A 22,662-nucleotide genomic window follows, 5' to 3' on the forward strand; every position below is an offset into this window, starting at 1 on the left:
GCGATGACGTCAGACGCCTCGCACGCCGGTGAGCTCCCGAAGACGTTCCCGAAGTAGAGACGATGCCCACGCAGCAGTCCGAACCTCCCGACAACCGACTCGCGCGTCTGCGCGGGCCGCAGCCCCCTCAGCCGTACACCGCCCGCAAGATCACCGCCCTGACCGCCAATCCCGCCTGCGCCCGCCGCGCCGTCCTCGACGCCGCCGGGGTGGACAAGGCACTGCTCGCCCAGCAGGTCGGATACGAGCCGCGCTTCGGCCAGTCACCCTTCGCCCTCGCCCGCGAACAGGCGTTCCACGGCCTCGTGAAGTGGGGTGGCTACGCCGAGCTCATCCGGCTGCTGCGCGAGCAGCTCTCCGTCCCCGTGGCAGAGGCCCATGTCACCGACCTCAACGAGGTGGGGGGCAACACGGCCCTGCACGTGCGCGAGCGGGAGACCCGCCGCCTCATCGCGCACGTGGCCTCCGGCCAGGACGTCCGGCTCATCCTCGACCGCCCCGTGCTCACCCTCGAAGTCGCCGGTCAGACGGCGTACTTGGAGCCGGACGCGCTCACCCACCGCATCGAGGGAAAGTTCCACGTCGTCCTGATCCGCTCGTTCGCGGCGATCGACGGCCAGGCCAACCCGACCGCCGTCGCCGAGGCGGCCAAGCAGGCCGCGGTGTACGTCCTCGCCCTCCGTCGCGCCTTCGACACCGCCGGGCTGCCCACCGAGCAGATCTCCCACAAGTTCCTGCTCGTCTGCCCCAAGGACTTCTCCAACCGCCCCTACGGCCGCCTGATCGACCTCCGGCAGGAACTCGACGCCCTCCAGTTCCAGCTCTCGCGGCTGCGGCGCGCCGAGGACCTCGCAGTCCGGCTCCCCGAGACGGCGACCCTGGACACGACCCAAAGCGCGGACGAACTCTCCCCCTCCATAGAGGCGTTGGACGCGTCGTACACGCCCTCCTGCCTGTCCTTCTGCGAAATGGCACGCTACTGCCGCGACGAGGCCGACGGATGCGCCTCGCCGGCCCGCCTGGGCAACGGCGTGCGCAACGACCTGCCGGGCATCGACTCCACCCGCACCGCACTCGACTACCTGGACGGCGTCGCCGCCCCGGGAGAGGCCGAGGAGGAAGCCGCCGACCTTGTGCGCGCCGCCGCCCGGCTGCGCCGACTCCGCCGGGGGGCCGCATGAGCGTCCTGTCCACCGTCGCGACGCTCACGGCGTCCCGCTCCGGCCGTGCCGAGCGGCTGACGACCGTCCGCCACCAGCACCTGGACGCGAAGCCGTTCGTCCTGGTGCCGCTCACCCTGGCCGGCGAGGCGTGCGCGCCCCTGGCCGCGCTCGCGGGTACGGACCCCGAGCACCCGACCCTCCTCACCGTCCGTCAGCCGCGCAATCGCGCCGAACGCTTCCGGTTCGCCGAGCGCCTCGCCGCACTCCTCCTCGCGTACATCGACGGGTGCCGGACGGAGACGGAGCCCTACACCGTCGGCCGCGGCAAGGAAAAGGAGGAACGTCTGCGCTTCCAGCGGGCCCCGCAGCTCCTCGTGCCGAACGGCCAGGGCATCGCGTACGTGCGCCTGCTCGGCCGTCTGACGAGACTGCGCGCCACCGAGGGGCCGTACGCGGTCGACCCGTCCGTGCCGGCCCTCGGCAAGTGGCTGACCTGGTGCGCGGAGCTGGCCGAGTTTCCGGACTCCGGTGTGCTGCTCTCGATGACCCGGCTGCTCGCCGCGCACTGGGCCACGGGCCAGAGCCCTTCCGAGGACTCCCACCTCGCGTCCCTGCTCGCCTGGATCGATCCGCCGGAGGACAGCGACGGCGCGCGGGCGGCGCGCGAGGCGGAGGACCGGGCCGTGTGGCCGCTGGCCGGTCCGTCCACGGATCCAATCTTCGACCGGACGCTCCACGAACTGATGACGCGCTACGACAAGGCGTCCGACGACCGCGGACGCGAGGCGGTCGGCCGCCAGATCGACCGTGATTTGAGCGGCCAGATGCTGCCCACCTGGCGGCTGATGTGGCGCGGCGTGGAGCTGCTCCGCGATTTGCCAGAGGGTGCCCACGTCCCCGACCGCTGGTCCCGAGATCGGCGCTGGTTCTCCGAGTACGCCGAGTACCTGGACGCCGACGGCCGCCCGCAGGCCCGACGCGACCAGGCCGTCAGAGCCGCCCGCCGCCTGGCCCGGCTGGAGGACGCGGTCGCCCGCTACGAGGCGGAGCGCGCGTACGACGATCCGCTGGTGCTGGCGGAGTACGAGCTGACCGGCGAGGCGTTCACAGGCACGGTGACGGCCAGGGACGAGGACCGCTTCGTCCCCGGCGACCGTCCCGGCTCTCAGGTGTGGCGTCCGACAATCACCCTCCGCACCGACACCCGCGTCGGTCTCTCGGTCGGCACAGAGGTGAAGTCCCCCGCCCGGCCCAGCCAAGGAGCCCGGATCCACGAAGTACGACAGGAAGACGACGGCGGCCACACCGTGGTGCTCCAGCTCAAGGGCGGCTTCGCGAACAAGCGCAAGCCTCCGGCACCGGCCGGCACCCTCGCGGAGACCGGCGAGGAACTGACGTACACCACGCTCAACCCCACGGCCATGCCGTCCGCCCTGCCCGACGAGGAGAACACCCCCTGGACCCACGGCGGTCCGCCTCAGCCGTACGAACCCACCGACGAGGACGCAGAGGAGACCTGGGAGTGACCGCCCTCCTTCCCGGCACCGAGGAGCCCGAAGCCCTCACCCCCGGCGAACGCGCGGACCGGGCGGTCACGGGGATCCTGACCAGCCTCGACACCGCGCCCGGCCGGGGCGTCGTGGTGGACTCGCCTCCCGGAGCCGGGAAGTCCACGCTGGTGGTGAAGGCCACCGGGCACCTGACTTCCGCGGGCCACCAGCTCGTGATCGTCGCGCAGACCAACGAGCAGGTCGACGACCTCGTGGACCGCATCGCGCGGGAACACCCCGGCCTGGCGCTCGGCCGCCTCCACGCCGGCGGCCACATCCTCCCGCCCCGCGTCACCCGGCACCCCAACGTCACCGGAAGCAGCCAGGTGACGGACCTGCGCGACCTGCCCGTCGTGGTGTCCACCGCGAAGAAGTGGTCGTTCGTCACCCCGGACAAGTGCGCGCCCTGGCGGTGGGCCATCGTCGACGAGGCGTACCAGATGCGCTCGGACGGGCTCCTGGCGACGGCCCCGCTGTTCGCCCAGGACGACTCGCAAGTCCTCTTTGTCGGCGACCCCGGCCAGCTCGACCCCTTCGCCACCGTGGAGACCGACCGCTGGCACGGCCTGACCTGGGACCCCCTGCGCAACGCGGTCGACGTCACCCTCGCCCACAACCCCGATCTCGTCCGCCACCAGCTTCCCGTCTCCTGGCGGCTTCCGGAGACGGCGGCACCCCTGGTCGAGCAGGCCTTCTACCCCTTCTACCGGTTCGTCCCCGGCACGACGGCACCGGAGCGCGTGCTGTCGTACGCCAGCCTGTCCCACGGCTCCGGCCCGCTGGACGACGTCCTCGCCCGGGCCACCGACTCCGGCTGGGGCCACCTGGAACTCCCCGCCCGCCACACCCTCGACCAGGACCCGGAGGTGGCGGATGCCCTCGCGGCGACGGCGGCCCGGCTACTGGAGCGCGGTGCGCTGGTCAACGGCGAGCCTCTGACCGCGGACCGCATCGCGATCGGCACGGCACGCACCGTGCAGGCGGACGCGGTCCGCTCCCGCCTCACCGCCCGCGGCCTGACCGGCATCACCGTGGACACCGCCAACCGCCTCCAGGGCCGCGAGTTCGACGTCACCCTGGTCTGGCACCCGCTGTCCGGCCGCCAGGACGCCTCCGCCTTCCACCTGGAAACGGGCCGCCTGTGCGTCCTGCTCTCCCGGCACCGCTTCGCCTGCATCGTGGTGGCCCGCGCCGGCATCCGCGACCTGCTGGACCGGCATCCGCGCAGTAGCCCCGTGTACCTGGACGTACCGCCGAAATTCCCGGACGGGTGGCGGGCGCATCAGGTGGTCATGGGGCATCTGGAGCGGGGGGAGCATAGGGTGCGGGCGACATGACCAGCTGACGAATGGGTCTCAATGTCAGTGGCAGGATGTACGGTCCACGCAGATGGGGTGTGAGGGGGATATCTAGAGCATGGCAGCAGTGATCAGAACCCGATCATCAATTCGCCGTACACGGAGCCAACTTGGCACTGGGAACTGGACGAGCGGGGGCAGCCGACGGGGAAACGGCTTCCAGAGGCGCCGACCAAGCGAGACCTCATGTCGATCACCGGTCACCCGGTGTGACCTACGACAGTAAATCCACGTCCACCCCGGAGGTTCCGTTTTCATGGTCCCCAGCGAAGCGGGCCGCACGATCGACCGGTTGCGCAAGCATCTGACCGGCGCCACGCGTCTGGACTCGCTGTCGGAGTCATTCTCCGTGTTCGTCTACGAGGCGCTCCAGGAGGAGTTATCCGATGTCGGCCTGCGCCTGCTCCTGCACGGCCACAGTCTCGATGACTTCGCCCTGAACGGCCTCGAGGAGGAAAATCTCCAACGCGCCCGGCTTGACCAGCACCGCATCGCCCGCGCGTTCGTGACCTGGGCCGAAGAGCGTCTCGAAACGCGAGCGCTCAAGCGGCGCACCCGCGGGACCTGGACGAGCGTCGATGGGCCGTTCCCTTATGTCGTCGACGGCGCGGGCCTTGAGGCCGAGAGCCTCGGCCTGGTGGCGTCCCAGGACCTGTACTTCCCCCTGGAGACCACGGACGCGGACAAGGTGGCGCAGACCGTGGTCCGCTTCGAGCGTATGTGGCACGACGACGCGACCAGCAGAGCCCTCCAAGAGAAGTTCCTCAACGCCGCCTGGGCCCTCTTCGAGGACAGGGCTCCCGAGTCCGTCTACCTGCGCATCCTTACGTCCCTGTTCAAGGACTTCGTCGAGGAGGCCGGCGAGGAAACCGCCGAGCGCGGAAGAACGGGCTTCTACGACTCCGTCGTGTGGAACAAACTCTACAAGTTCCAGCGTGACGGCGTGCTGGGCGCGATCGAGAAACTCGAGCGCCATAACGGCTGCATCATCGCCGACAGTGTGGGCCTGGGAAAGACCTTCGAGGCACTCGCCGTCATCAAGTACTACGAGCTGCGCAACGACCGTGTCCTCGTCCTCGCGCCCAAGCGGCTGCGGGAGAACTGGACCATCTATCGCGGCAACGACAGGCGCAACCCGCTGGCAGCGGACCGCTTCCACTACGACGTCCTCAACCACACCGACCTCAGCCGGACCTCCGGACTGTCGGGGGACATCGACCTGGCGAACGTCAACTGGGGCAACTACGACCTCGTCGTGATCGACGAGTCCCACAACTTCCGCAACAACCCGCAGGTAAAGGGACGGACGACCCGGTACGAGCGCCTCATGGACGAGGTCTTCAGGTCCGGTGTCAGGACCAAGGTCCTCATGCTCAGCGCGACGCCCGTGAGCACGCGCCTGGCCGACCTGAAGAACCAGGTCCTGTTCGCCACCGAGGGAGACGACCGGGCACTGGCCCCAGACGGGATCAGAAGTATCGAGACCACACTGAACAAGGCGCAGAGGCACTTCAGAGAGTGGCAGCGCCTTCCCGCAGCCACCCGGAGCACGAAGTCCCTGGTCGGTACGCTCGGCATGGATTACATCCGACTGCTGGACCTGGTCACGATCGCCCGCTCCCGCAAGCACATTGAGAAGTACTACGGCACCAAGGACGTCGGGAAGTTCCCCACCCGCCTGGCTCCGGTCAACCTGACCCCGCCCATCGACACGGCAGACAGGATGATCCCGCTGGAGGAGATCAACCGGTCGATCCTGCGCCTGAACCTGGCGGCCTACAAGCCCACCTCGTACGTCAGCGCGAGGCACGAGAGCAAGTACGCGGTCCTGTACGACCAGAAGGTACGCACGGGCGGCCAGCGCGTGTGGCGGCAGACAGACCGTGAGAACAACGTGGTCCATCTGCTGCGAGTAGGTCTACTCAAGCGCTTGGAATCGTCGGTCAACTCCCTAGGCAAGACGCTCGGCAAGATCCTCGCAACCATGGAGGGGGCGATCGCCAGCATCGACGCCTACGAGGCGACCGGGACTGAGGGAACGTCCATCGACAGTTTCACCGACCTGGAGAAGATCGACCTGGACGACCCCCAGTTCGAGGACACCGTCGGCGGCAGCGTGAAGGTCTTCCTCGCCGACATCGACCGCGTGCGATGGCGGCAGGAACTCGAACAGGACCGGGACACTGTGGCCGCCCTGCTCGCCGAGGTGACGGCGGTCGATGCCGACCGTGACGCCAAACTGGCCGAACTCCGGCGGTTCCTGCGCGACAAAGTCGAGCGGCCCACCAACAACGGCAACCGCAAGGCGTTGGTGTTCACTGCGTTCAGCGACACCGCCGAGTACCTGTACGAGTATGTGGCCCCTTGGGCGCGCGACGAACTGGGCGTGCACGTGGCCCTGATCACCGGTCAGAGCACCCGGACCACCCTCCCGATGAGACGTGTCCACATGGTCGACGTCCTTACCGCGTTCTCACCGCGTTCCAAGGACGGCGACCCGGACGACCCGCAGATCGACATCGTGATCGCCACGGACACCATCTCGGAGGGCCAGAACCTCCAGGACTGCGACACGGTGATCAACTACGACATCCACTGGAACCCGGTGCGCATCGTCCAGCGTTTCGGCCGCGTCGACCGCCTGGGCACCACCAACACGAGTGTCCAACTCGTCAATTTCTGGCCGAACATGGACCTGGACGCCTACATCAACCTCGAGGCGCGTGTGTCCAGCCGCATGACCCTGCTAGACGTCTCCGCAACCGGTGAGGAGAACGTTCTGGACGTCACGTCCGGTGACATGAACGACCTCGACTACCGGCGAAAGCAACTGCAGCAGATGCAGCAGGCCGCTCCCACCATGGAGGACCTCGCCGGTGGTCTGAGCATCACCGACCTGACCCTCTCCGACTTCCGGATGGACGCCGCCGCCCGTGCGCGGGGAGAGCTTCAGGAGATCACCGGATGGCCACTGGCCCTCTTCGGCGTCACTCGCTTCGACAAGACTCTCGCCGACGACGGGCTCGCTCCCGGAGCGGTCTTCCTCCTGCGCGTGCGGGACGACGCGTTCGCCTTCTCCGAGGCGTACCCGCTGGCACCGTACGTGCTCGCCTATGTGACCGACGACGGCAGCCTCGCCCACGAGATCGAGGAACCCAAACTGGCCCTCGACGTCCTGCGCCACCACTGCCTGGGCAACACCGAACCCGACGCCCCCGTCCTCGCGGAGTTCGACCGGGTGACCAGGTCGGGCAGGTCCATGCAGCACTACCGCGGCCTTCTGGACGGGGCGGTCCGAGCAGCTTCTGGCAAAGCCGAGGAGAGCATGGTGGCCTCCCTGTTCTCGGCGGGTCCCTCACAGCTGGGGACAGAGACCGCTGCGCCCGGTCTGGAGGCCGTGGACTTGATCGCATGGCTGGCGGTGCTGCCGTGAGTGACATGCCCCACGAGTACGCCGGTGCCGACCTGCTGGCTCTGCCCGACAAAGCACGACAGCAGCATCGCGTCACGAAGAAGCTGCTCGCCGCCCAGTTCGAGGACCAGGCCCCCGCCGACGCCCGTCTGATCATCATGGCGGTAGCCTCGGCTCAACTGGTCGGCATCCTGCGTCCGGAGACCATCCAGGTGCCCAGGTACCAGGACGGCGAGCGTGCCGTCGTCGATGTCCCTGTGCTCGAGGCCTTCCTTGCCGACAAGACCTCGGCATCCGACAGGACCCGCGTGGCCGAACTCGTCCACCGGAGCATGGCCAAGCCGGTGGTGCTGTTCGCGAACATGCCCGACGGCACCATGGCACTCTCGCTGGCGCTCAGCCACGTCAGCCGCACGGACCCCACCCGGTCGACCTCCGTGATAGACGAGCACGTCATGGTGACGGCCGAGGACATCAAACCGGGCGCCCTGCATCTGGACCGGCTCGACCGCACGGACATGTGGGCGCTGTACCGCGACCTCGTGCGCACCGCCGCCGCTGATGGCCGCCCGGCCGGAACCGCCCTGCAGGCGGCGGACGCCATCGCGCTGCGCCGACGGCTGACCGACCTGGAGAGCGAACTGGTTACGGTCATAAAGGACGCGAAACGTGCGAAGAACCAGCAGCAGCGCATCGATCTGAACACGGCGGCGCGGACGCTACGTGCACAGATCAGACATGTCAGAGGCACCCTATACAGTGCCGACGGCGAACACGACACCGTCTGAGCAGCCCGAAAATCATTACCTACCCACATAAGAGGGACATCACCCGTGAGCCTGGACTTCGAACCGGTTGACGACCTGACCGGCCCCGGCGAGGCCAAGTCGAACCTCGATGTACTGGCCCGCCTTTTCCCCGACGCCGTCGTCGACGGTGCCGTCGACGTCGAGGCCCTCCGGGACTTGCTGGGCGAGAGTGCCGCCCCCACGACCGCCGAGGCGTTCGGCCTGCGCTGGCCGGGCATGGCCGAGGCTCGGCGCCTGTCCACCCTCCCGGCGACAGGCACGCTCCTGCCGAAGCCCGAGAAGTCCGTGGACTGGGACAACACCCGCAACATCGTGATCGAGGGCGACAACCTCGAGGTGTTGCGGCTGCTGCGACGCGGGTACACCAACACGGTCGACGTGATCTACATCGACCCGCCCTACAACACGGGCAACGACTTCGTCTACGAGGACAAGCACACCACCTCCCGGGTCGAGCACGAGACAGCAGCGGGTCAGCGCGACGACGATGGAGTGCTCCAGACAGGCATGGGATCTGACCGGATCCAGGACCGCAAGGTCGGCGCCTCGTTGCATACAAAGTGGCTCTCGATGATGTACCCGCGCCTTCTCGTAGCCCACCATCTGCTTAAGGAAACTGGCGCCATCATCGTCGCCATTGACGACACCGAGCACGCACGCCTCAAGCTTCTCATGGACCGGATCTTTGGAGCGGAAAACTTCATCGCCAGCATCATTTGGCAGGGCGGCCGAAAGAACGACTCGCGGTACGTTTCTGTGGGGCATGACTACATGCTCATTTATGCAAAGAACGAGGGGGCTCTACGTCAAGGGGATGTTCGATGGCGAGAAAAGAAGCCCGGCGTTGATGAAATTCTGGCACGCGCTGCCAAAATTTGGTCGTCCCACGGGGACAAGAAGGCCGCCAATGAAGCCTATAGGAAATTCCTCAAGAGCATGGAGAAGATGGGGGCGACGGCAGGCGTTCTAAGATTCGCAAATCTTGATGAATCGACCGGACGTCCGTACAACGCTGATCGCGACCTTTCTTCTCCGAATCTTCGCGCGAGCGGAATTTACGACATCCACCACCCCGTTACCGGCAAGGCTGTCACTCGACCTCAGCGCGGGTGGGCTATGACGGAAGAATCCGCTCGTCAGATGATCAGCGAGGGGCGTATCTCTTTCGGTGATGACGAAACAAAGATCCCCCGCGGAAAGATCTTCCTGGATGAGATGTCCGACCAAGTGGCGGAATCAGTCTTCAGTCAAGAGCGAACTGCGGCGGGGAAGGCCTTGGTGAAGCTCCTAGGTGAGGACGTTTTCCCGTTCCCCAAGGATGTCAACGTCGTGGCCAGATGGCTTGACATTGCCTCAATCCGAAATCCTAATGCAGTTTTCCTTGACTTCTTTGCAGGATCAGGCTCCACCGGCCACGCCGTCATGGACCTCAACGCCGCCGACGGTGGCAACCGTCGCTATATCCTCGTCCAGCTCGATGAGCGGATCGAAGGCAAGGACGGCCACGACACGATCGCGGACGTCACCCGCGAACGCCTCCGCCGTGCGGGCAAGCAGATCGTGTCCCAGCAGAGCCCCGACGCCACACCCATCGACACCGGCTTCCGGTCGTACAGCCTGGCCTCCAGCAATCTGAAGCCCTGGGACGGGACACCCGACCAGCTGGACCTGCTCGAAGCAGTGGACAACCTCGTGGGCGGGCGTACCGCGGACGATCTGCTGGTCGAGATGATGCTCCGCATGGGCGTGGAGCTGACCACGCCGCTGGAGATGCGCGAGGTCGCCGACAGCCCGCTGTACAACCTGGCGGGCACGCTGTTTGCGTACTTCGGTTCCGACATCACGATCGACCGGGCGAACGAGGTCGCCAAGGCTCTGGAGGCCTGGCGCGACGAGGAGCCGGGCGACGCCGACACCACGGTCGTCGTCCGCGACACCGGCTTCGTCGACTCCGCCACGAAACTCAACTTCGCCGCCGCGCTCAGGCAGGCCGGCTTCACCACGCTGCGGAGCATCTGAATGAAGTTCTCCTTCGACGCGGACCTCGACTACCAGCGTCAGGCCATCGACGCGGTCACGGGCCTGTTCAAGGGGCAAGAGGCCATGACCTCCCAGTTCACCGTGCACGCGCATCCGTCCGCGCACGCCGGCTTCGAGGGGCTGTCCGACCTGGGGTACGGCAACATGCTGCACCTGGACCGGGAGACGATCCTCGCCAACCTGCACGAGGTGCAGAACCGTACCGGTCTCGCCCCGGAGCCGACGCTTGACTCGATGAACTTCACCATCGAGATGGAGACCGGCACCGGCAAGACGTACGCCTACCTGCGGACCATCTACGAGCTCAACCAGGGTTACGGATTCACCAAGTTCATGGTTGTGGTGCCGTCGGTGGCCATCAAGGAGGGCGTCGAGACGTCCATAGGGATGCTGTGTGAGCACTTCGCGACCCTGTACGGCAATCCGCCGATGAACTTCTTCCAGTTCGACGGCGGCAACCCGTCCCGGGTGCGCTCGTTCGCCACCTCGCCGAGCATCGAGATCATGATCGTCACCGTCGCGGCGATCAACAAGAAGGCCAACAAGATCTACCAGCCAGCCGAGGACCTCGACTTCGAGGTGCCCGCCGATCTGATCCGGGCCACGAACCCGATCATCATCGTCGACGAGCCGCAGAGCGTGTACGGGGACACCGGCAACGGCAGGAAGAAGGGGGCGGGGCGCAGCGCGCTGGAGGACTTCAACGCCCTGGCCACGCTGCGCTATTCGGCCACCCACCCGAAGGACGACAAAGCCAACCTGATCTACCGTCTCGACGCCATCGCCGCCTACGAGAAGCAGCTGGTCAAGCAGATTGAAGTCGACTCCCTGGTCACCTCGGCCAGCGGGACGACCCCGTACGTCAAGTTCCTGGGGGCGAAGCGCGGCAAGGCCGGAGCCATCACGGCCCGCATCGAGGCGGACGTCGAGGAGGGTAACGAGCTCAAGCGCAAGGCCGTCACCATCGACACCGCGTCACGCAGCAACCTCGCGGATGTGACCGGACGTGACCTGTACAAGGATCTCACGGTGGTCGCCATCAACGCGGCCGAAGGGCAGCAGAGCATCTCCTTCGACACCGTCGCGCAGCCGCTGGGTGTTGGCGACAGCATCGGTGCCGAGGTCAGCATCGATGAGCGGGCCCGCCAGATGATCGCCCAGACCATCCGACAACACCTCCGCAAGGAGCAGGAGTTCGCAGTCCACGGACGCGACATAAAGGTACTCAGCCTGATCTTCGTCGACTCCGTGGCCAAGTACCGTGAGTACGGTCCCGACGGGGAGGCTCTTCCAGGCGAGTATGCGCGGATCTTCGAGGAGGAGTACACGCGCATCGCCTCCGCGCCGGAGTTCAACACCCTGCTGGGCGACTCCCCCTCCGACCAAGTCGCAAAGGAAGCTCACCAGGGGTACTTCTCCGTGGACCGCCGCAAGGGCGGCGCCGAGGTGCTGGTGGACACCAAGGAGACCACCGACAAGGGGCGCCAGCAGGCCGGTCTGGCCTATGAGCAGATCATGCGGGACAAGGTCGGCTTGACCACTCCCGGCACCCCCATCCGGTTCGTCTTCAGCCACTCCGCACTGCAGGAGGGCTGGGACAACCCCAACGTCTTCCAGATCTGCGTCCTGAGAAACATGGGCACCGAGCGGTGGCGACGCCAGTCCATCGGGCGCGGTCTGCGCCTGTGCGTGGACGGGTCCGGCAATCGCGTGCACGGCTTCGACACCAACCGCCTTACCGTGATCGCGAACGAGTCCTACGAGGAGTTCGCCGAGCGCCTCCAGCGCGAGATGGCCGACGACCTGGGGATCCAGTTCGGCGTCGTCACCGTGGACGGCTTCGCACGGCTGACCTTCAAGGCCGAGGACGGGAGCGTCATCCCCGTGGGCGCGGCCGCCGCGCACCAGCTGTACCAGGCCCTGTTCTTCGAAGGGTACGTCGACGCGAAGGGGAAGGCACAGGACAGCCTGCGCGAGGCCGTGCAGACCGGCGACGCGAAACTCACGAAGATCGTCGGCGACGCCGTGGATTCGGAGGCCGCGACCAAGGCGGTACTCGGGCACATCAAGCGCCTGGCCAAGCCGATCGACATCAAGAAGGCTGGCGAACGCATCGCGGTGCCGGTCGTCCAGGAACGGCTGGACAGCCCCGAGTTCCAGGAGCTGTGGAACCGCATCCGGCACCGCACGGAGTACCGCGTCGAGGTCGACGAAACCGACCTGCGCGCCGCGATGGTCAATGCGCTGCGCACCATGCTCCCCGTGCCCAAGCGTCGCGGCGAGTGGCTCACGCACCGCGTTCAGCGCATAGACCAGAGCGGCCTGACCGCCGAAGCGGCGGCCACGCGCCGTACGGACGTCACCTACGCGGACAGTGAAGACCTGCCCGACATCCTGTCCGTCCTCGCGGACCGCACCCAGTTGACCCGTGCCACGCTCGCCCATGTCCTCACCGAGTCGGGCACCCTCGCACAGTTCCGGAACAATCCGCAGGCGTACATCGACCAGGTGGGCCGCCTACTCAACATCACCAAGGAGCACTTCCTGGTCGAAGGGGTGCGCTACGAGCTGGTGGACGCCTCCCGCCCAGAAACGGACCGCCGGTACCCGCTCAGCCTGTTCCACCAGGCCGACCTCGCCGGCTACACCGGCCCCGGAGGGAACATCATCACGGACGCGGACGGCAACGCGGTCTCGTTCGAGGAGAAGTCCGTGTACCGCTACCTGGTCATCGACTCGACTCCGGAGAGGGAATTCGCGCTCGCACTCCTGCAGCGCCCCGAGGTCAAGACCTTCGTCAAGCTCCCACCCTCGTTTGAAATCCCGACCCCTCTGGGGAACTACAACCCCGACTGGGCCCTGACCGTGGAACGGACCGACGGCAGCCGCTACATCGTCTTCGAGACCAAGGACGTCAACGAGCTGGCACTGCTGCGCCCCAAAGAACAAAAAAAGATCGTTTCCGCCCGCAGACACTTCGCCGCGGTGACGCGGGACGCCGGGATAGACGATCTCGAGTACGAAGTCGTCAACGGCATCGAGGCGGCGACCGCCGTGATGGAACGGGACGCTTGAGGTCACGGTGTACTGCGGGATCAGGCAGCACCACTCCCGCAGTACACCGCTCGGTGCCCGTCAGCACCTACGCCCCTCACGCCTCCGTCGCGAGCCCCACGAACCGGACTCCTCGCGGCCGACAGCGAAGTGCGGGCCCGTCACGTCCTTGGAGTCCCGTACGGCCAACGATGTCTGGATCATTACATGGATCCAGCGCCGGGGCATCCCGCAGATGTACGTCCCCATGCTCGACGAGTCCTGAATCGCGTCGAGTTGTCCCCGAGATTCAGGCCTCGGGCACGGTTATCAGGCGATGACGACGCTGGTGCCACCGAAATGCGCGACGATCTCGAGCGTGCCGCCGAGCGCGGCGACACGACCCTGTGCAGAGTCGGAAGTCGGACCGCGACACTCCGGTCCGTCGGATCAGGCCAACGCCGGCTCCCAACAGTAGCCCTCAGCTGCCTGGCTGTAGGAAACCAACAGCGGTTCCAGTTCTGTACGCACCAGGTCGGCGTCGCCCGGCGGCAGGGTCAGCGATGCCCTCCGCATGCGGACGCTCCACGTGGCTGGATCAGGGAACACGGAAAGCCTCGGCACAAGGTCACGCAGAACCACCCCCTCGCGGAACCGCGCCAGGCCGGACACCTCCAGGCGGCAGCCCTCGGTAAAGGTGCGCTCGCCGAAGGCGACCGGATCCTCCAGGACTCTCACCGGGCTAGCGACCCGGGCCCGGCCGATGACACGGCCGAGGTCTCGCGTAGGGTTCCTGAAGCAGCCCCGCGTGGTGTAGAGAAAGATCTCGTCGCCGTCCTCCAGAGCTCGGGCCGCCTTGGAACGCCCAGCGGGGAAGGCCATCCGCTGCGCAGTCACCACCCAGCTCAGTGCGGCGCGGTCCCCGATGATCAGCAGGTGTGTGGACGGCATGCCGATCACGATACCGGGGTGGCCGCCCAGCGCACCTGTGACTCCACTTCCACATCTTCCGCGCGACGCGCGGTCTCCCTGGTTGATGGCGTACACGGGATCGGCGCCCCGGCTGCCCGGAGCGCCCGCTCCGGCGGCGCGAAAGGCCACCGCGGCCAGGACCTCCCACGCGAACGCCGCCGCCCCTGTCCGCGTGTTGCATGGTCTCCGGCTCCACCTCACGGGTGGGTCCCGCGGCCTGGACCTGTCCGTGAGCGATCAAGTCGATCATCCGCTCTGCGAGGGAGCGTCGGTCACCGCTGCGGACAACCTGCCATCCGATACCTGGAGCCGGCTCAACGACTCCATCGGCTTCAGCACCTTGAGGGCACGACGGACGGTATTGCGAGAAACCCTGTGGAAGTGCATAAGGGTAGCCTCCGACGGCAGCGCTTCGCCGACATCGCCGGATTCGAATCTGCTGACGCAGTGACTCAGAGACCTGCAAATTCGTCAGACCCATGCCCTCCGGAGCCGTGTGCAGAGGCGTCGGGCAGGAACCCTTTCTCAGGCCGCGCAGGTCCCACGCCCCCATCGCCACGACGCGGACCCGTTGGACGGCACCTCAAGCGCCGACGTGAGATCTCCTATGCTGATGTCACGGACGCGATCGGAAGGATCAAGCGGATCGCTCTCGCCATCGCGACGGTGCTGGGCTGCCCCGTGGGCAGGCACGGGGATACGGGGCGCTTGGCCGTATCCCCGCCTCGTACGTCAGGGGCGTGTCGCGAAGGCTACGAACGTTGCCCAGCTCTGCTGGGTGAATACGAGTTGGGGCCTCATTGGCTCCTTGGAGTCCCGCACATGAACGGCGTCGGGAGTCGTGGCGACCTCCACACATTCGCCACCCTCGTTGCCGCTGTAGCTGCTCTTGAACCAAGCGAGTCGTGCGGAATCCTCAGTGCTCATCGTGATGTCTGCGTCCTCTCGATCAGTTCCAGGGACTCACGTGGCGTGAGCGCCTGGGCTCTGATGGTGCCGTAACGTGCGGCCAGGATACGGACCTCTTCGGCATCCGTCGCCAGTCGCGCATGGTTCTGGCTCTCCATGTATCCGACCTGCGGTTTCCCCTTGGGCGTCAGCAGGGTAAAGGGTCCTCCCATGCCGGCGTGCTCGGTGCGCTCCGTCGGCATCACCTGAAGTTCGACGTTGCGCAGCCGCCCCAGCAGAAGCAACTGTTCCAACTGCTCCTTGTGTACCTCCCAGCCACCGAGCGGCCTCCGCAGCACGGCCTCCTCCACCACCGCGGTCACCATGGGCGGCGGCCAGCGAGTCAGGATCTTCTGGCGGTCGATACGGGAGGTCACGCGTTGCTCGATCGTCTCCTCGTCCAGCAACGGCTTGCGCATCTCGTACAGAGCCCATGCTCGTCGTTCGGTCTGGAACAGACCCGGGATGTCATGGTTGTTGTAGAAGTTGATCTCAACAGCCTCTCCCTCCAAGCGCGCATAGTCTCTGAACCATGCCGGGTGCCGCACCCGCGCCTTGGCCTTCGCCTGCGCGATGTCCTCCTTCGTCGCGCTCAACAAGCCATCCGCACCGAGGAGGTCATCCGCGGCATCCAGGAACTCCGGTTGCGGCGTCCGACGCCCGCGCTCCAGCGATGCGATCAGATCCTCGCTGTAGCCGAGCCGGTTGCCGAGCTCTTTCTGAGTCCAACCCGACCGCTCCCGGAGCAGTTTGACCTGCTTGCCCACGGCCCGATTGAGATCCGCCGCGCTTTCCGTGTCATCGTGCGGTTCGGGCCGCCGTTCCCCGTCCGGGCCGAAAGCCGTATCCCTCACCAGAGTCACCACCCCATGTCGTACGCCCGTACGGTCACGCCCGCCACCCCTGACGATCAGCCGTCCGTGCCGGTACCAGCACGCTGTGTACTGGCCGTCTTCCTGGTCAGCGTAGGAGCGTCCGGCCACGCTCAGTGACATGACGCAGGAAGTTCACCCTCCCCACTTCGTCCAAGAGTCCCGTCGATTCAGCCAGCGCCTCAGCGCCACCCGGCGCGGTGCACGCCTCGCCCGCCGCCTCACCGTTCAACAACTCGCCGACTGTGGCTGGGACCACGATGACGAATCGGTGCATACCGCCGCCCTGCTCGTCGCCGAACTTGCCGCCAACGCCGTGCAGCACGGTCGCCTACCCGGGCGGGACTTCCTCCTGGCTCTCTTCCTGACGCAGTCCATGACCGGGCCAGTCACCTTGCGCATCGAGGTCGCCGACTGCCGGGGCGAGCGGCTTCCCGGCCCTGCCCCCGCGGCACCCCCGGGCGTCTGGGAAGAACACGGACGAGGACTGCTCATCGTGGAGTCACTGGCAACACGGTGGGGCGTTGAGCCCCGTCGTCCGTCGGGCAAGACCGTGTGGGCCGAGATCCAGCTCAGCGCCGATTCCCCGTCCTGAACCGTACCGGCGTCTCCCATGCCCAAGTCAGCCCCTGACTCAGCTTGTTTCTGCCAGCCGACGTTCGATGTCCTCACGCACCGCCGCTGCGCGAGGATCGTCGAAGTCGGCAAGCAACCTCAGCGCCTGTGTCCAGTGCCGGTGGGCTTCCTCCGGGCCTTCGCCGAGTACGGCCGAGCCCAGACCATCCAAGGCCAGCGCGTGGTGCCACTCATCGCCGAGATCGCGGTGCGCCGAGGCAGCCTGGCGGTGGAAGTCGGCCGCCTCCGCCTGACGTCCAAGGCGGCGGTAGACCTCGCCCACGCCATGCCAGGCCAGCGCCTCTCGGCTGAGGTCGGCGAGGCGTCGGTGGAGTGTGGCGGACCGCTGGTAGGAGGTCAGAGCCTCGGCGTACTGGCCCTTCGCCTGCTGAGCATCGCCCAGGGTCAGCAGCCAGAAGCCTTCCAGACGCAGGTTACGGAGACTGAGGGCGATATCGAGGGCGGCCTGGGCCGAGACCAGGGATGCCTCGACATCGCCCCGCTCGCGTTGGACGTCGCTCAGCACGCGCAGGATATTGCCCTCACCACGCTGATCGCCGAGAGTCCGGTGCGCTGTCAGGGCTTGGTCGATGACGGTCGCCGCCTCCGAAAGCCGCCCGGCGCGGTAGTGGGTAGTCGCGAGGTTGGACATCGCCGTGGCGGCCCAATGGGCGGCGTCCTGATCCTGGAAGGCGGAGATGGCCTGCTCGAAGTAGCGGGCAGCGGTGTCGAGTCGTCTGCCGCGGAGGTGGTTCAGCCCGATCAGGTTGAGTGAGCGTGCTTCGCCCAGGCGGTCGCCCAGGTCGCGCCGGATCATCAGCGCGTTCTCGTGGGATTCGAGGCTCTCGGTCTGGCGGTTGAGGCGGGTGTAGGCCATTCCGAGGTAGGTGTGGAGTGCGCCTTGTGCGGCGCGTTCCCCCAACCGTTCGGCTGCCTCCAGCCCGATGCGGCCCACGGCCGGCCAGCTTGTGCCTGAGACGGAAGGGAACTGCGCGTTCCACAGGACTGTGGCCAACTGCCACGCCAGTCGATCATGCCCCGCATCGGCAGCCATACGTACGGCCTGGAGGAGGTTGTCGTGCTCCCGCTCGGCCCAGTCCACGGCAGCGTCGTACTCGGAGAACGTCAGCGGGCTGACGTCATCCGGGGCAGGCGCGAGGGTCACGCGATCCTCGGCGGGGTTGATCCAGCTCTGCGCGGCATCGGCAGTGTGCAGGTACCACTCCAGCACGCGGCGCAGAGCTGCCTCCCGCTCGGCCGACAGCTCTTCGTGCTGGGCTTGGTCGATGGCGTAGGCACGTAGAAGGTCGTGGAACCGGTAACGGTCCTGGGCGGTCTGCTCCAGCAGATGAGCACCGACCAGAGAGTCCAGCAGCTGCCGGGATCGACTGGCGCTGGCCGACCCTGCCAGGGCCGCGGCGGCCCGTAGCCCGAATTCGGGGCCGGGGTGTAGGCCCAGCAGGCGGAACAGACGGGCGGCTTGCTCGGACAGGGCGCGGTAGGACCACGCGAAGACGGTGCGGACGGCTTCGGCTTCCTCGTCGTCGCCAGTGCTCAGGGCGTCCCAGAGGGCCGATTCGTCGCGTAGGTCGGCGATCAGGTCGTCCAGCCGTAAGTGGGGGTGAGTGGCGGCGCGTTCCGCGGCTATACGAAGAGCGAGCGGAAGTCGTGCGCACAGCCGGGCCAATTCGGCGAGCTGCCGTTCGTCATCGACCGGCCGGTATCCCGCGGTGACGACGCGCAGAAGGGCAACCGCCTCCGGCTCCGGCAGCACGCCAAGCGTGAGCCGGCGGGCCCCGTCCCGGATGGCGAGGCCGGACAGACGGCTACGGCTGGTGACCAGCACCAGGCTGTGCGCGCTCCCCGGCAGCAACGGCCTGACCTGGCCGACGGTGGCCGCGTTGTCCAGGACAACCAGTACCCGGCGGTCGGCCAGCAACGAGCGGTATAACGCGGCGGCCGCGTCGAGATCCTGCGGTACGGCTTCGGCCGGGACGCCAAGCGAGGTCAGCAAGCGGTGCAGGGCCTCGCGTGCCGCGACCGGCTCTCCGGGGTCGTAGCCGCGCAGATTGGCGTACAGCTGACCATCCGGGAATCGTTCCCGGACCTGGTGTGCCCAGCGCAGTGCCAGCGATGTCTTTCCAGCGCCAGCGGTGCCGGCTATCACGTATACCGAGACGACGAGCGGACCGCCGTCCTCGCTGGTGAGAACGGCGTTCAGCTCGCCGAGCTCATCGGTGCGGTTGACGAATCCGCGTACGTCAGCCGGTAACTGGCGTGGGGTGGGGCTGGCGGAACTTCCCGGGTCCGGCTTGTCCTGCGCGTGAAAGTGGATGCCTCCGTGGACATTCCTCGCCTGGACGACGTCACGTGAGGATCCCGACAGCTCGGAATGGGTGCTGCCGGACTGCTCGCCCCCTCCGCCTGGCGCTGCGATCGGCCTACTCCCTTCCTGCGCTCAGCGTCGGCGGATCAAGGTGCGCCACCTCACGGTCGAAGTAGGAGATCACCTCTTCACCCACCGCGTAGAGCGCCTTGATGTACTTCTCCCAGCGCTCGACAAGATCACGGTCGGTGTAGCGGATCGCGCCGTTCGCAACTCCTGCTTCGGTGTACAGGACTTGGAAGAGGGTGCGGCCGCCCAGCACAACCACTTCCGGAAGCAGGCCGGTGTCCTCCGAGGCGGCCACCTGTTCGGCGGGAACGACCCTGATCCGCTGCCCGTACTCCGCACGCTGCCGCTGGGAGTGGAGTTCCCACTGCACATACGGCGTCAGTGGGCTCTCGACCACCCGCACACGGTGAAAGGCATACCCCCTGCGCTCGTCCTCTTCAGCGGTCGCGGCCAAGGTGTCACGCCGGTCGGCGAGGAGCCGAAGCGCCTCCTCCCAGTCACCCCGACGCAGGGCGTCCCGGCTCGGACTGCCCTGCTCCTCGAAGTGCTGCCGGCGCTCCAGCTTCCAGGAACTCCCGTCACTGACCGCGTCCTCCCGTTGCCGGAAGTCCTGCTTGTAGGCGGTGCGGGTGAGCCGATCGCCCTGCTCGGGATCGAGATCGGGGGCGAGGAGGTCAAGCATCGGGGATGTCCTTCTTTGCCGCGCTGAGCATGTTCCCCGGGATGACGACCAGCCGCTCATCCGGAGCGAGGTTCACGCCCTGCGGCAGGCGGGGGCCGTAGACGGCCGTTAGATCCCGGCCGATCACAGCCACATCACCGTTGTCGAGCTGCCAGATGTCCGGACACTCGTCATTGCCGTCGGAGTTCCCGAGCTCTTCGGCCGACTTGCCCAGCCGACGCTCGAATAACGCGGACGGGTCAGCCTCCCAGGCACGGGCCATGTCTGCCTCCGGTCGAGGTGCTCAAGCACGCTGTGGCTACCCACTGTATCCAGGGCCGCACCCATAGGTGAGAGGGTTGGCCCCACGGTCGAGCCGCCGGGCTGGTGGCACGGAAGCCGTCAGGGGCGGCTCCCCGTGCGGTCGGAGCGCCGGTCGGTTACGTGCCCGCTCGAGTCACCGGCACCGGGAAGGCCGTCTGGATCACCAGCTCACCGCCCACCAATGGATCGGTTTGTCCCCATTTATTGGGTCCCTCGCCGGAGACTCGAACCTACGGCAGTCTGCCAACAATCTACCGATAGCCGGACAACCAACCGAATCACGAGCGCACAAGAGTTGGCCTCTACCTTCATGCGTCCCCTTGAGCCGGGGCCTGCACCAAGGCACCCTCACCTCAACCCGCGTGATCAGCGACTGCCCAGCTCAGACGCCCAATGCAACTGGGTCCCGTTCTTCATCGTTCTCCGCTGCAAGCCCCTCGCCCGTCACGCCGCCGCTCTTCTCGCCGCCGGCCTGCATGGGCCTGAGCACGCATCGACGCCATGTCTCGGCGCCGCCGCCCTTGCCTCTCTGGGCCCGTCACCATCCTCACCTCCGATCCCGAAGACCTTGCCGCGCTGTGCGGCAGCCGGGTCACCCTTATCAGGATCTGACCTCGGACGTGGGCGAGCCGCGCCCTCACCGCCTACACGTGGCGGCAATCGGCAATGGTGCTGCGTCCGGCGGATCTGTCAGTGGTGCGCCGTACGGTCTTCTTCGTGGCCAGCGATGTTTCTGGCGGCGGAGCCGGCTGCCGAAGCGGCGCGTCATTGCTCTCGGTGGGAGGTCAGTGTGGTCTGCAAGCGATCGGTCGCTCTGCCTATGAGGAGTGTGACGCGTATGCGGCAGAGCATCCTGTCAATCCCCGCGGCGGGGATTTCCGCTGCGGTGTACGCGTCGGGGAGAATGCCGGGACGATGACGTCACAGCCTTCCGGTCCGCGCGGCGTCGAGCACGCGCCGTTCATCCATCTGACCGTGCCGAACGCGGCTTTGTACCGTCAGGTAATGCATGCGTTCCTCGCGGCGAAGGAGCGGTTCGCGGTGCATCTGCGGCCCGAGGACGTGCACGCCGCGCTGCCGCCGGAGCACCGGCCGTTGGATCTGGACGCGGTGGTGAAGGCTCTGGACAGCCTCGTGGAGTGGGGCAATCTGCGGGCGGATCCGGACACCTCCCGGGTCACCGCGGTCGAGGACTTCTACCGCAAGCGGTTCATCTACCAGCTCACGCAGGCCGGGGAAGCCGCCGAGCAGGCGTTGTCGGTGTATGACGAGGCGCTGGGGCGGCGTGGTGCACTGCAGGCGGTGGCGCTGCACGACATCGTCACGCAGCTGCGGGCCCTTATGGTGATCGCGGCTGACCGGGAGGAGGGCGGGCCGGACGCGGCGAAGGCGCATCTGGCGCTGTCGGCGCTGTCGGGCCGGTTCGAGGCGCTGGCGGAGAACGCGCGGGCGTTCATGGGGTCGCTGCAGCGCACCATGGATCTGCACGGTGTGGAGGTCGAGGTGTTCCTCGCCTACAAGGACCGGCTGATCCAGTACCTGGAGCGGTTCATCCAGGACCTGATCACGCTGGGCGGGCGGATCGCGATGCTCATCGGCGAGTTGGAGCAGGACGGGCGGGCCGGTGTGCTGCTGCGGCTGGCGGCGGCCCGTGAGGCGGCCGACGCCGCGCCCGAGGACGCCGAGAGCGCCGAGGAACAGGCGTATGAGCGGTGGGCGGCGAAGTGGTCGGGGCTCACCGCCTGGTTCGTCTCCGCGGACGGCCGTGAGTCGCAGGCCCGGCTGCTGCGCGGGCGGGCCCTCGGTGCGATCCCGCAGCTCCTGGCGGTTGTCAGGCAGTTGAACGAGCGGCGGGCCGGGCGTTCGGACCGGTCCGCGGACTTCCGTACCCTGGCCCGCTGGTTCGCCGAGGCTCCGGACGACGAGGCGCGGCACCGGCTGTGGCGCGCCGCCTTCGGTCTGTACTCCGCGCGTCATCTGACCGTGGACGCCGATACGCTGGCCGAGCGCACGGCCCGTCCGGTGCCCGCGTCCACGTCGTGGGCCGAGGCCGAGCCGTTGCGGATCAGCCTGCAACTGCGCCGTACCGGCAGCTACGAACGCCGCGGGCGGGCCCGCCGGGTGCAGGACCGCTCCGAGCAACGACACCGGCTCGCCGAGATTGCCGCCAGGCAGGCGGAGGAGACCGCCGCCGCCCGTGCCCGGCTCGCGACCGACGACACCACGCGGTTGTCCGCGCTGGGAGAACTGGACCCGGTGGCCTTCGGGCTTTTCTTGCAGCTGCTCGGCGATGCCCTGGCCACGTGGCGGCCCGGCATGACGAGCACGGTGGCGACCAGCAACGACGGCTCGATGGAGATCCGGCTGACAACGCTCGCCGACGGGACGACGGCCGAAATCCGTACGCCGGGCGGGACCTTCCGCGGCCCCGACCACCTGGTCGAGATCACTGACCTCACCCGGCCCGGCCGCGCGGGAGCGCCACGCACCGGCTGAGACGATTGAGGGGG

General features: G+C 67.3%; 16 protein-coding genes and 1 pseudogene. 10 read left to right on the forward strand and 7 right to left on the reverse strand.

All coding sequences use genetic code 11. The features are described 5' to 3' along the window. Positions 1–62 precede the first annotated feature (62 nt). The 7 genes from JK363_RS03150 to JK363_RS03180 all read left to right on the forward strand — a co-directional run bounded on the left by JK363_RS03150 (position 63) and on the right by JK363_RS03180 (position 13,407). Positions 63–1,181 (forward strand): hypothetical protein, encoded by a 1,119-nt coding sequence (locus tag JK363_RS03150; RefSeq protein ID WP_201871221.1) that lies wholly within the window; start codon positions 63–65, stop codon positions 1,179–1,181. Next, positions 1,178–2,689, forward strand: coding sequence for a hypothetical protein (locus tag JK363_RS03155; protein WP_201871222.1), 1,512 nt, complete (start codon positions 1,178–1,180; stop codon positions 2,687–2,689). Before JK363_RS03150 ends, JK363_RS03155 begins: the two co-directional genes overlap by 4 nt. Continuing rightward, positions 2,686–4,050 (forward strand): AAA family ATPase, encoded by a 1,365-nt coding sequence (locus JK363_RS03160; protein ID WP_201871223.1) that lies wholly within the window; start codon positions 2,686–2,688, stop codon positions 4,048–4,050. The genes JK363_RS03155 and JK363_RS03160 overlap by 4 nt, the downstream gene beginning before the upstream one ends. A gap of 277 nt (positions 4,051–4,327) precedes the next feature. Further along, positions 4,328–7,504 (forward strand): helicase-related protein, encoded by a 3,177-nt coding sequence (locus JK363_RS03165; RefSeq protein ID WP_201871224.1) that lies wholly within the window; start codon positions 4,328–4,330, stop codon positions 7,502–7,504. 5 nt (positions 7,505–7,509) lie between these two features. After that, entirely contained in the window at positions 7,510–8,271 is a 762-nt protein-coding gene (locus JK363_RS03170) for a DUF4391 domain-containing protein (RefSeq protein ID WP_201871225.1), read from the forward strand. A gap of 45 nt (positions 8,272–8,316) precedes the next feature. Next, positions 8,317–10,311 carry a site-specific DNA-methyltransferase gene (locus tag JK363_RS03175; protein WP_201871226.1) on the forward strand — a complete coding sequence of 665 codons (1,995 nt, stop codon included), beginning with the start codon at positions 8,317–8,319 and terminating at the stop codon, positions 10,309–10,311. Beyond that, complete coding sequence (locus JK363_RS03180) at positions 10,312–13,407, forward strand: restriction endonuclease (RefSeq protein WP_201871227.1); 3,096 nt, start codon at positions 10,312–10,314, stop codon at positions 13,405–13,407. Positions 13,408–13,815: 408 nt separating this feature from the next. Here JK363_RS03180 and JK363_RS03185 read toward each other — a convergent pair whose 3' ends face one another. The 4 genes from JK363_RS03185 to JK363_RS03200 form a co-directional block, all read right to left on the reverse strand. Beyond that, the gene (locus JK363_RS03185) at positions 13,816–14,316 is read right to left on the reverse strand and encodes a hypothetical protein (RefSeq protein ID WP_201871653.1); all 501 of its coding nucleotides are present in this window, start codon (positions 14,314–14,316) and stop codon (positions 13,816–13,818) included. 267 nt (positions 14,317–14,583) lie between these two features. Then, entirely contained in the window at positions 14,584–14,724 is a 141-nt protein-coding gene (locus JK363_RS44575) for a hypothetical protein (RefSeq protein ID WP_372444701.1), read from the reverse strand. Between the two features lie 345 nt (positions 14,725–15,069). Beyond that, positions 15,070–15,264, reverse strand: a complete 195-nt coding sequence (locus tag JK363_RS03195) for a DUF397 domain-containing protein (protein WP_201871228.1) — start codon at positions 15,262–15,264, stop codon at positions 15,070–15,072. Next, positions 15,261–16,052 carry a helix-turn-helix domain-containing protein gene (locus JK363_RS03200; RefSeq protein ID WP_307821578.1) on the reverse strand — a complete coding sequence of 264 codons (792 nt, stop codon included), beginning with the start codon at positions 16,050–16,052 and terminating at the stop codon, positions 15,261–15,263. The genes JK363_RS03195 and JK363_RS03200 overlap by 4 nt, the downstream gene beginning before the upstream one ends. Before the next feature lie 226 nt (positions 16,053–16,278). Here JK363_RS03200 and JK363_RS03205 point away from each other — a divergent pair, with 226 nt between their 5' ends. Further along, positions 16,279–16,752 (forward strand): ATP-binding protein, encoded by a 474-nt coding sequence (locus JK363_RS03205; protein WP_201871230.1) that lies wholly within the window; start codon positions 16,279–16,281, stop codon positions 16,750–16,752. A 39-nt stretch (positions 16,753–16,791) separates the two neighbouring features. Here JK363_RS03205 and JK363_RS03210 read toward each other — a convergent pair whose 3' ends face one another. The 3 genes from JK363_RS03210 to JK363_RS03220 form a co-directional block, all read right to left on the reverse strand. Then, a complete protein-coding gene (locus JK363_RS03210; RefSeq protein ID WP_201871654.1) occupies positions 16,792–18,711 on the reverse strand; it encodes an ATP-binding protein in 1,920 nt (639 codons plus the stop codon). Between the two features lie 502 nt (positions 18,712–19,213). Continuing rightward, entirely contained in the window at positions 19,214–19,849 is a 636-nt protein-coding gene (locus JK363_RS03215; protein ID WP_201871231.1) for a DUF6879 family protein, read from the reverse strand. Next, positions 19,842–20,111 carry a hypothetical protein gene (locus JK363_RS03220; RefSeq protein ID WP_069866880.1) on the reverse strand — a complete coding sequence of 90 codons (270 nt, stop codon included), beginning with the start codon at positions 20,109–20,111 and terminating at the stop codon, positions 19,842–19,844. Before JK363_RS03220 ends, JK363_RS03215 begins: the two co-directional genes overlap by 8 nt. A gap of 471 nt (positions 20,112–20,582) precedes the next feature. Here JK363_RS03220 and JK363_RS42080 point away from each other — a divergent pair. Together JK363_RS42080 and JK363_RS03225 are read left to right on the forward strand one after the other, a co-directional pair. Continuing rightward, positions 20,583–20,764 (forward strand): annotated as a pseudogene (locus JK363_RS42080) (DNA-binding protein); the annotation flags it as partial. 303 nt (positions 20,765–21,067) lie between these two features. Further along, a complete protein-coding gene (locus tag JK363_RS03225; RefSeq protein ID WP_201871232.1) occupies positions 21,068–22,648 on the forward strand; it encodes a TIGR02677 family protein in 1,581 nt (526 codons plus the stop codon). The last annotated feature ends 14 nt before the right edge of the window (positions 22,649–22,662 follow it).

It is taken from the genome of Streptomyces coffeae (genome assembly GCF_016741875.1).
Taxonomy (GTDB): Bacteria; Actinomycetota; Actinomycetes; order Streptomycetales; family Streptomycetaceae; genus Streptomyces; species Streptomyces coffeae.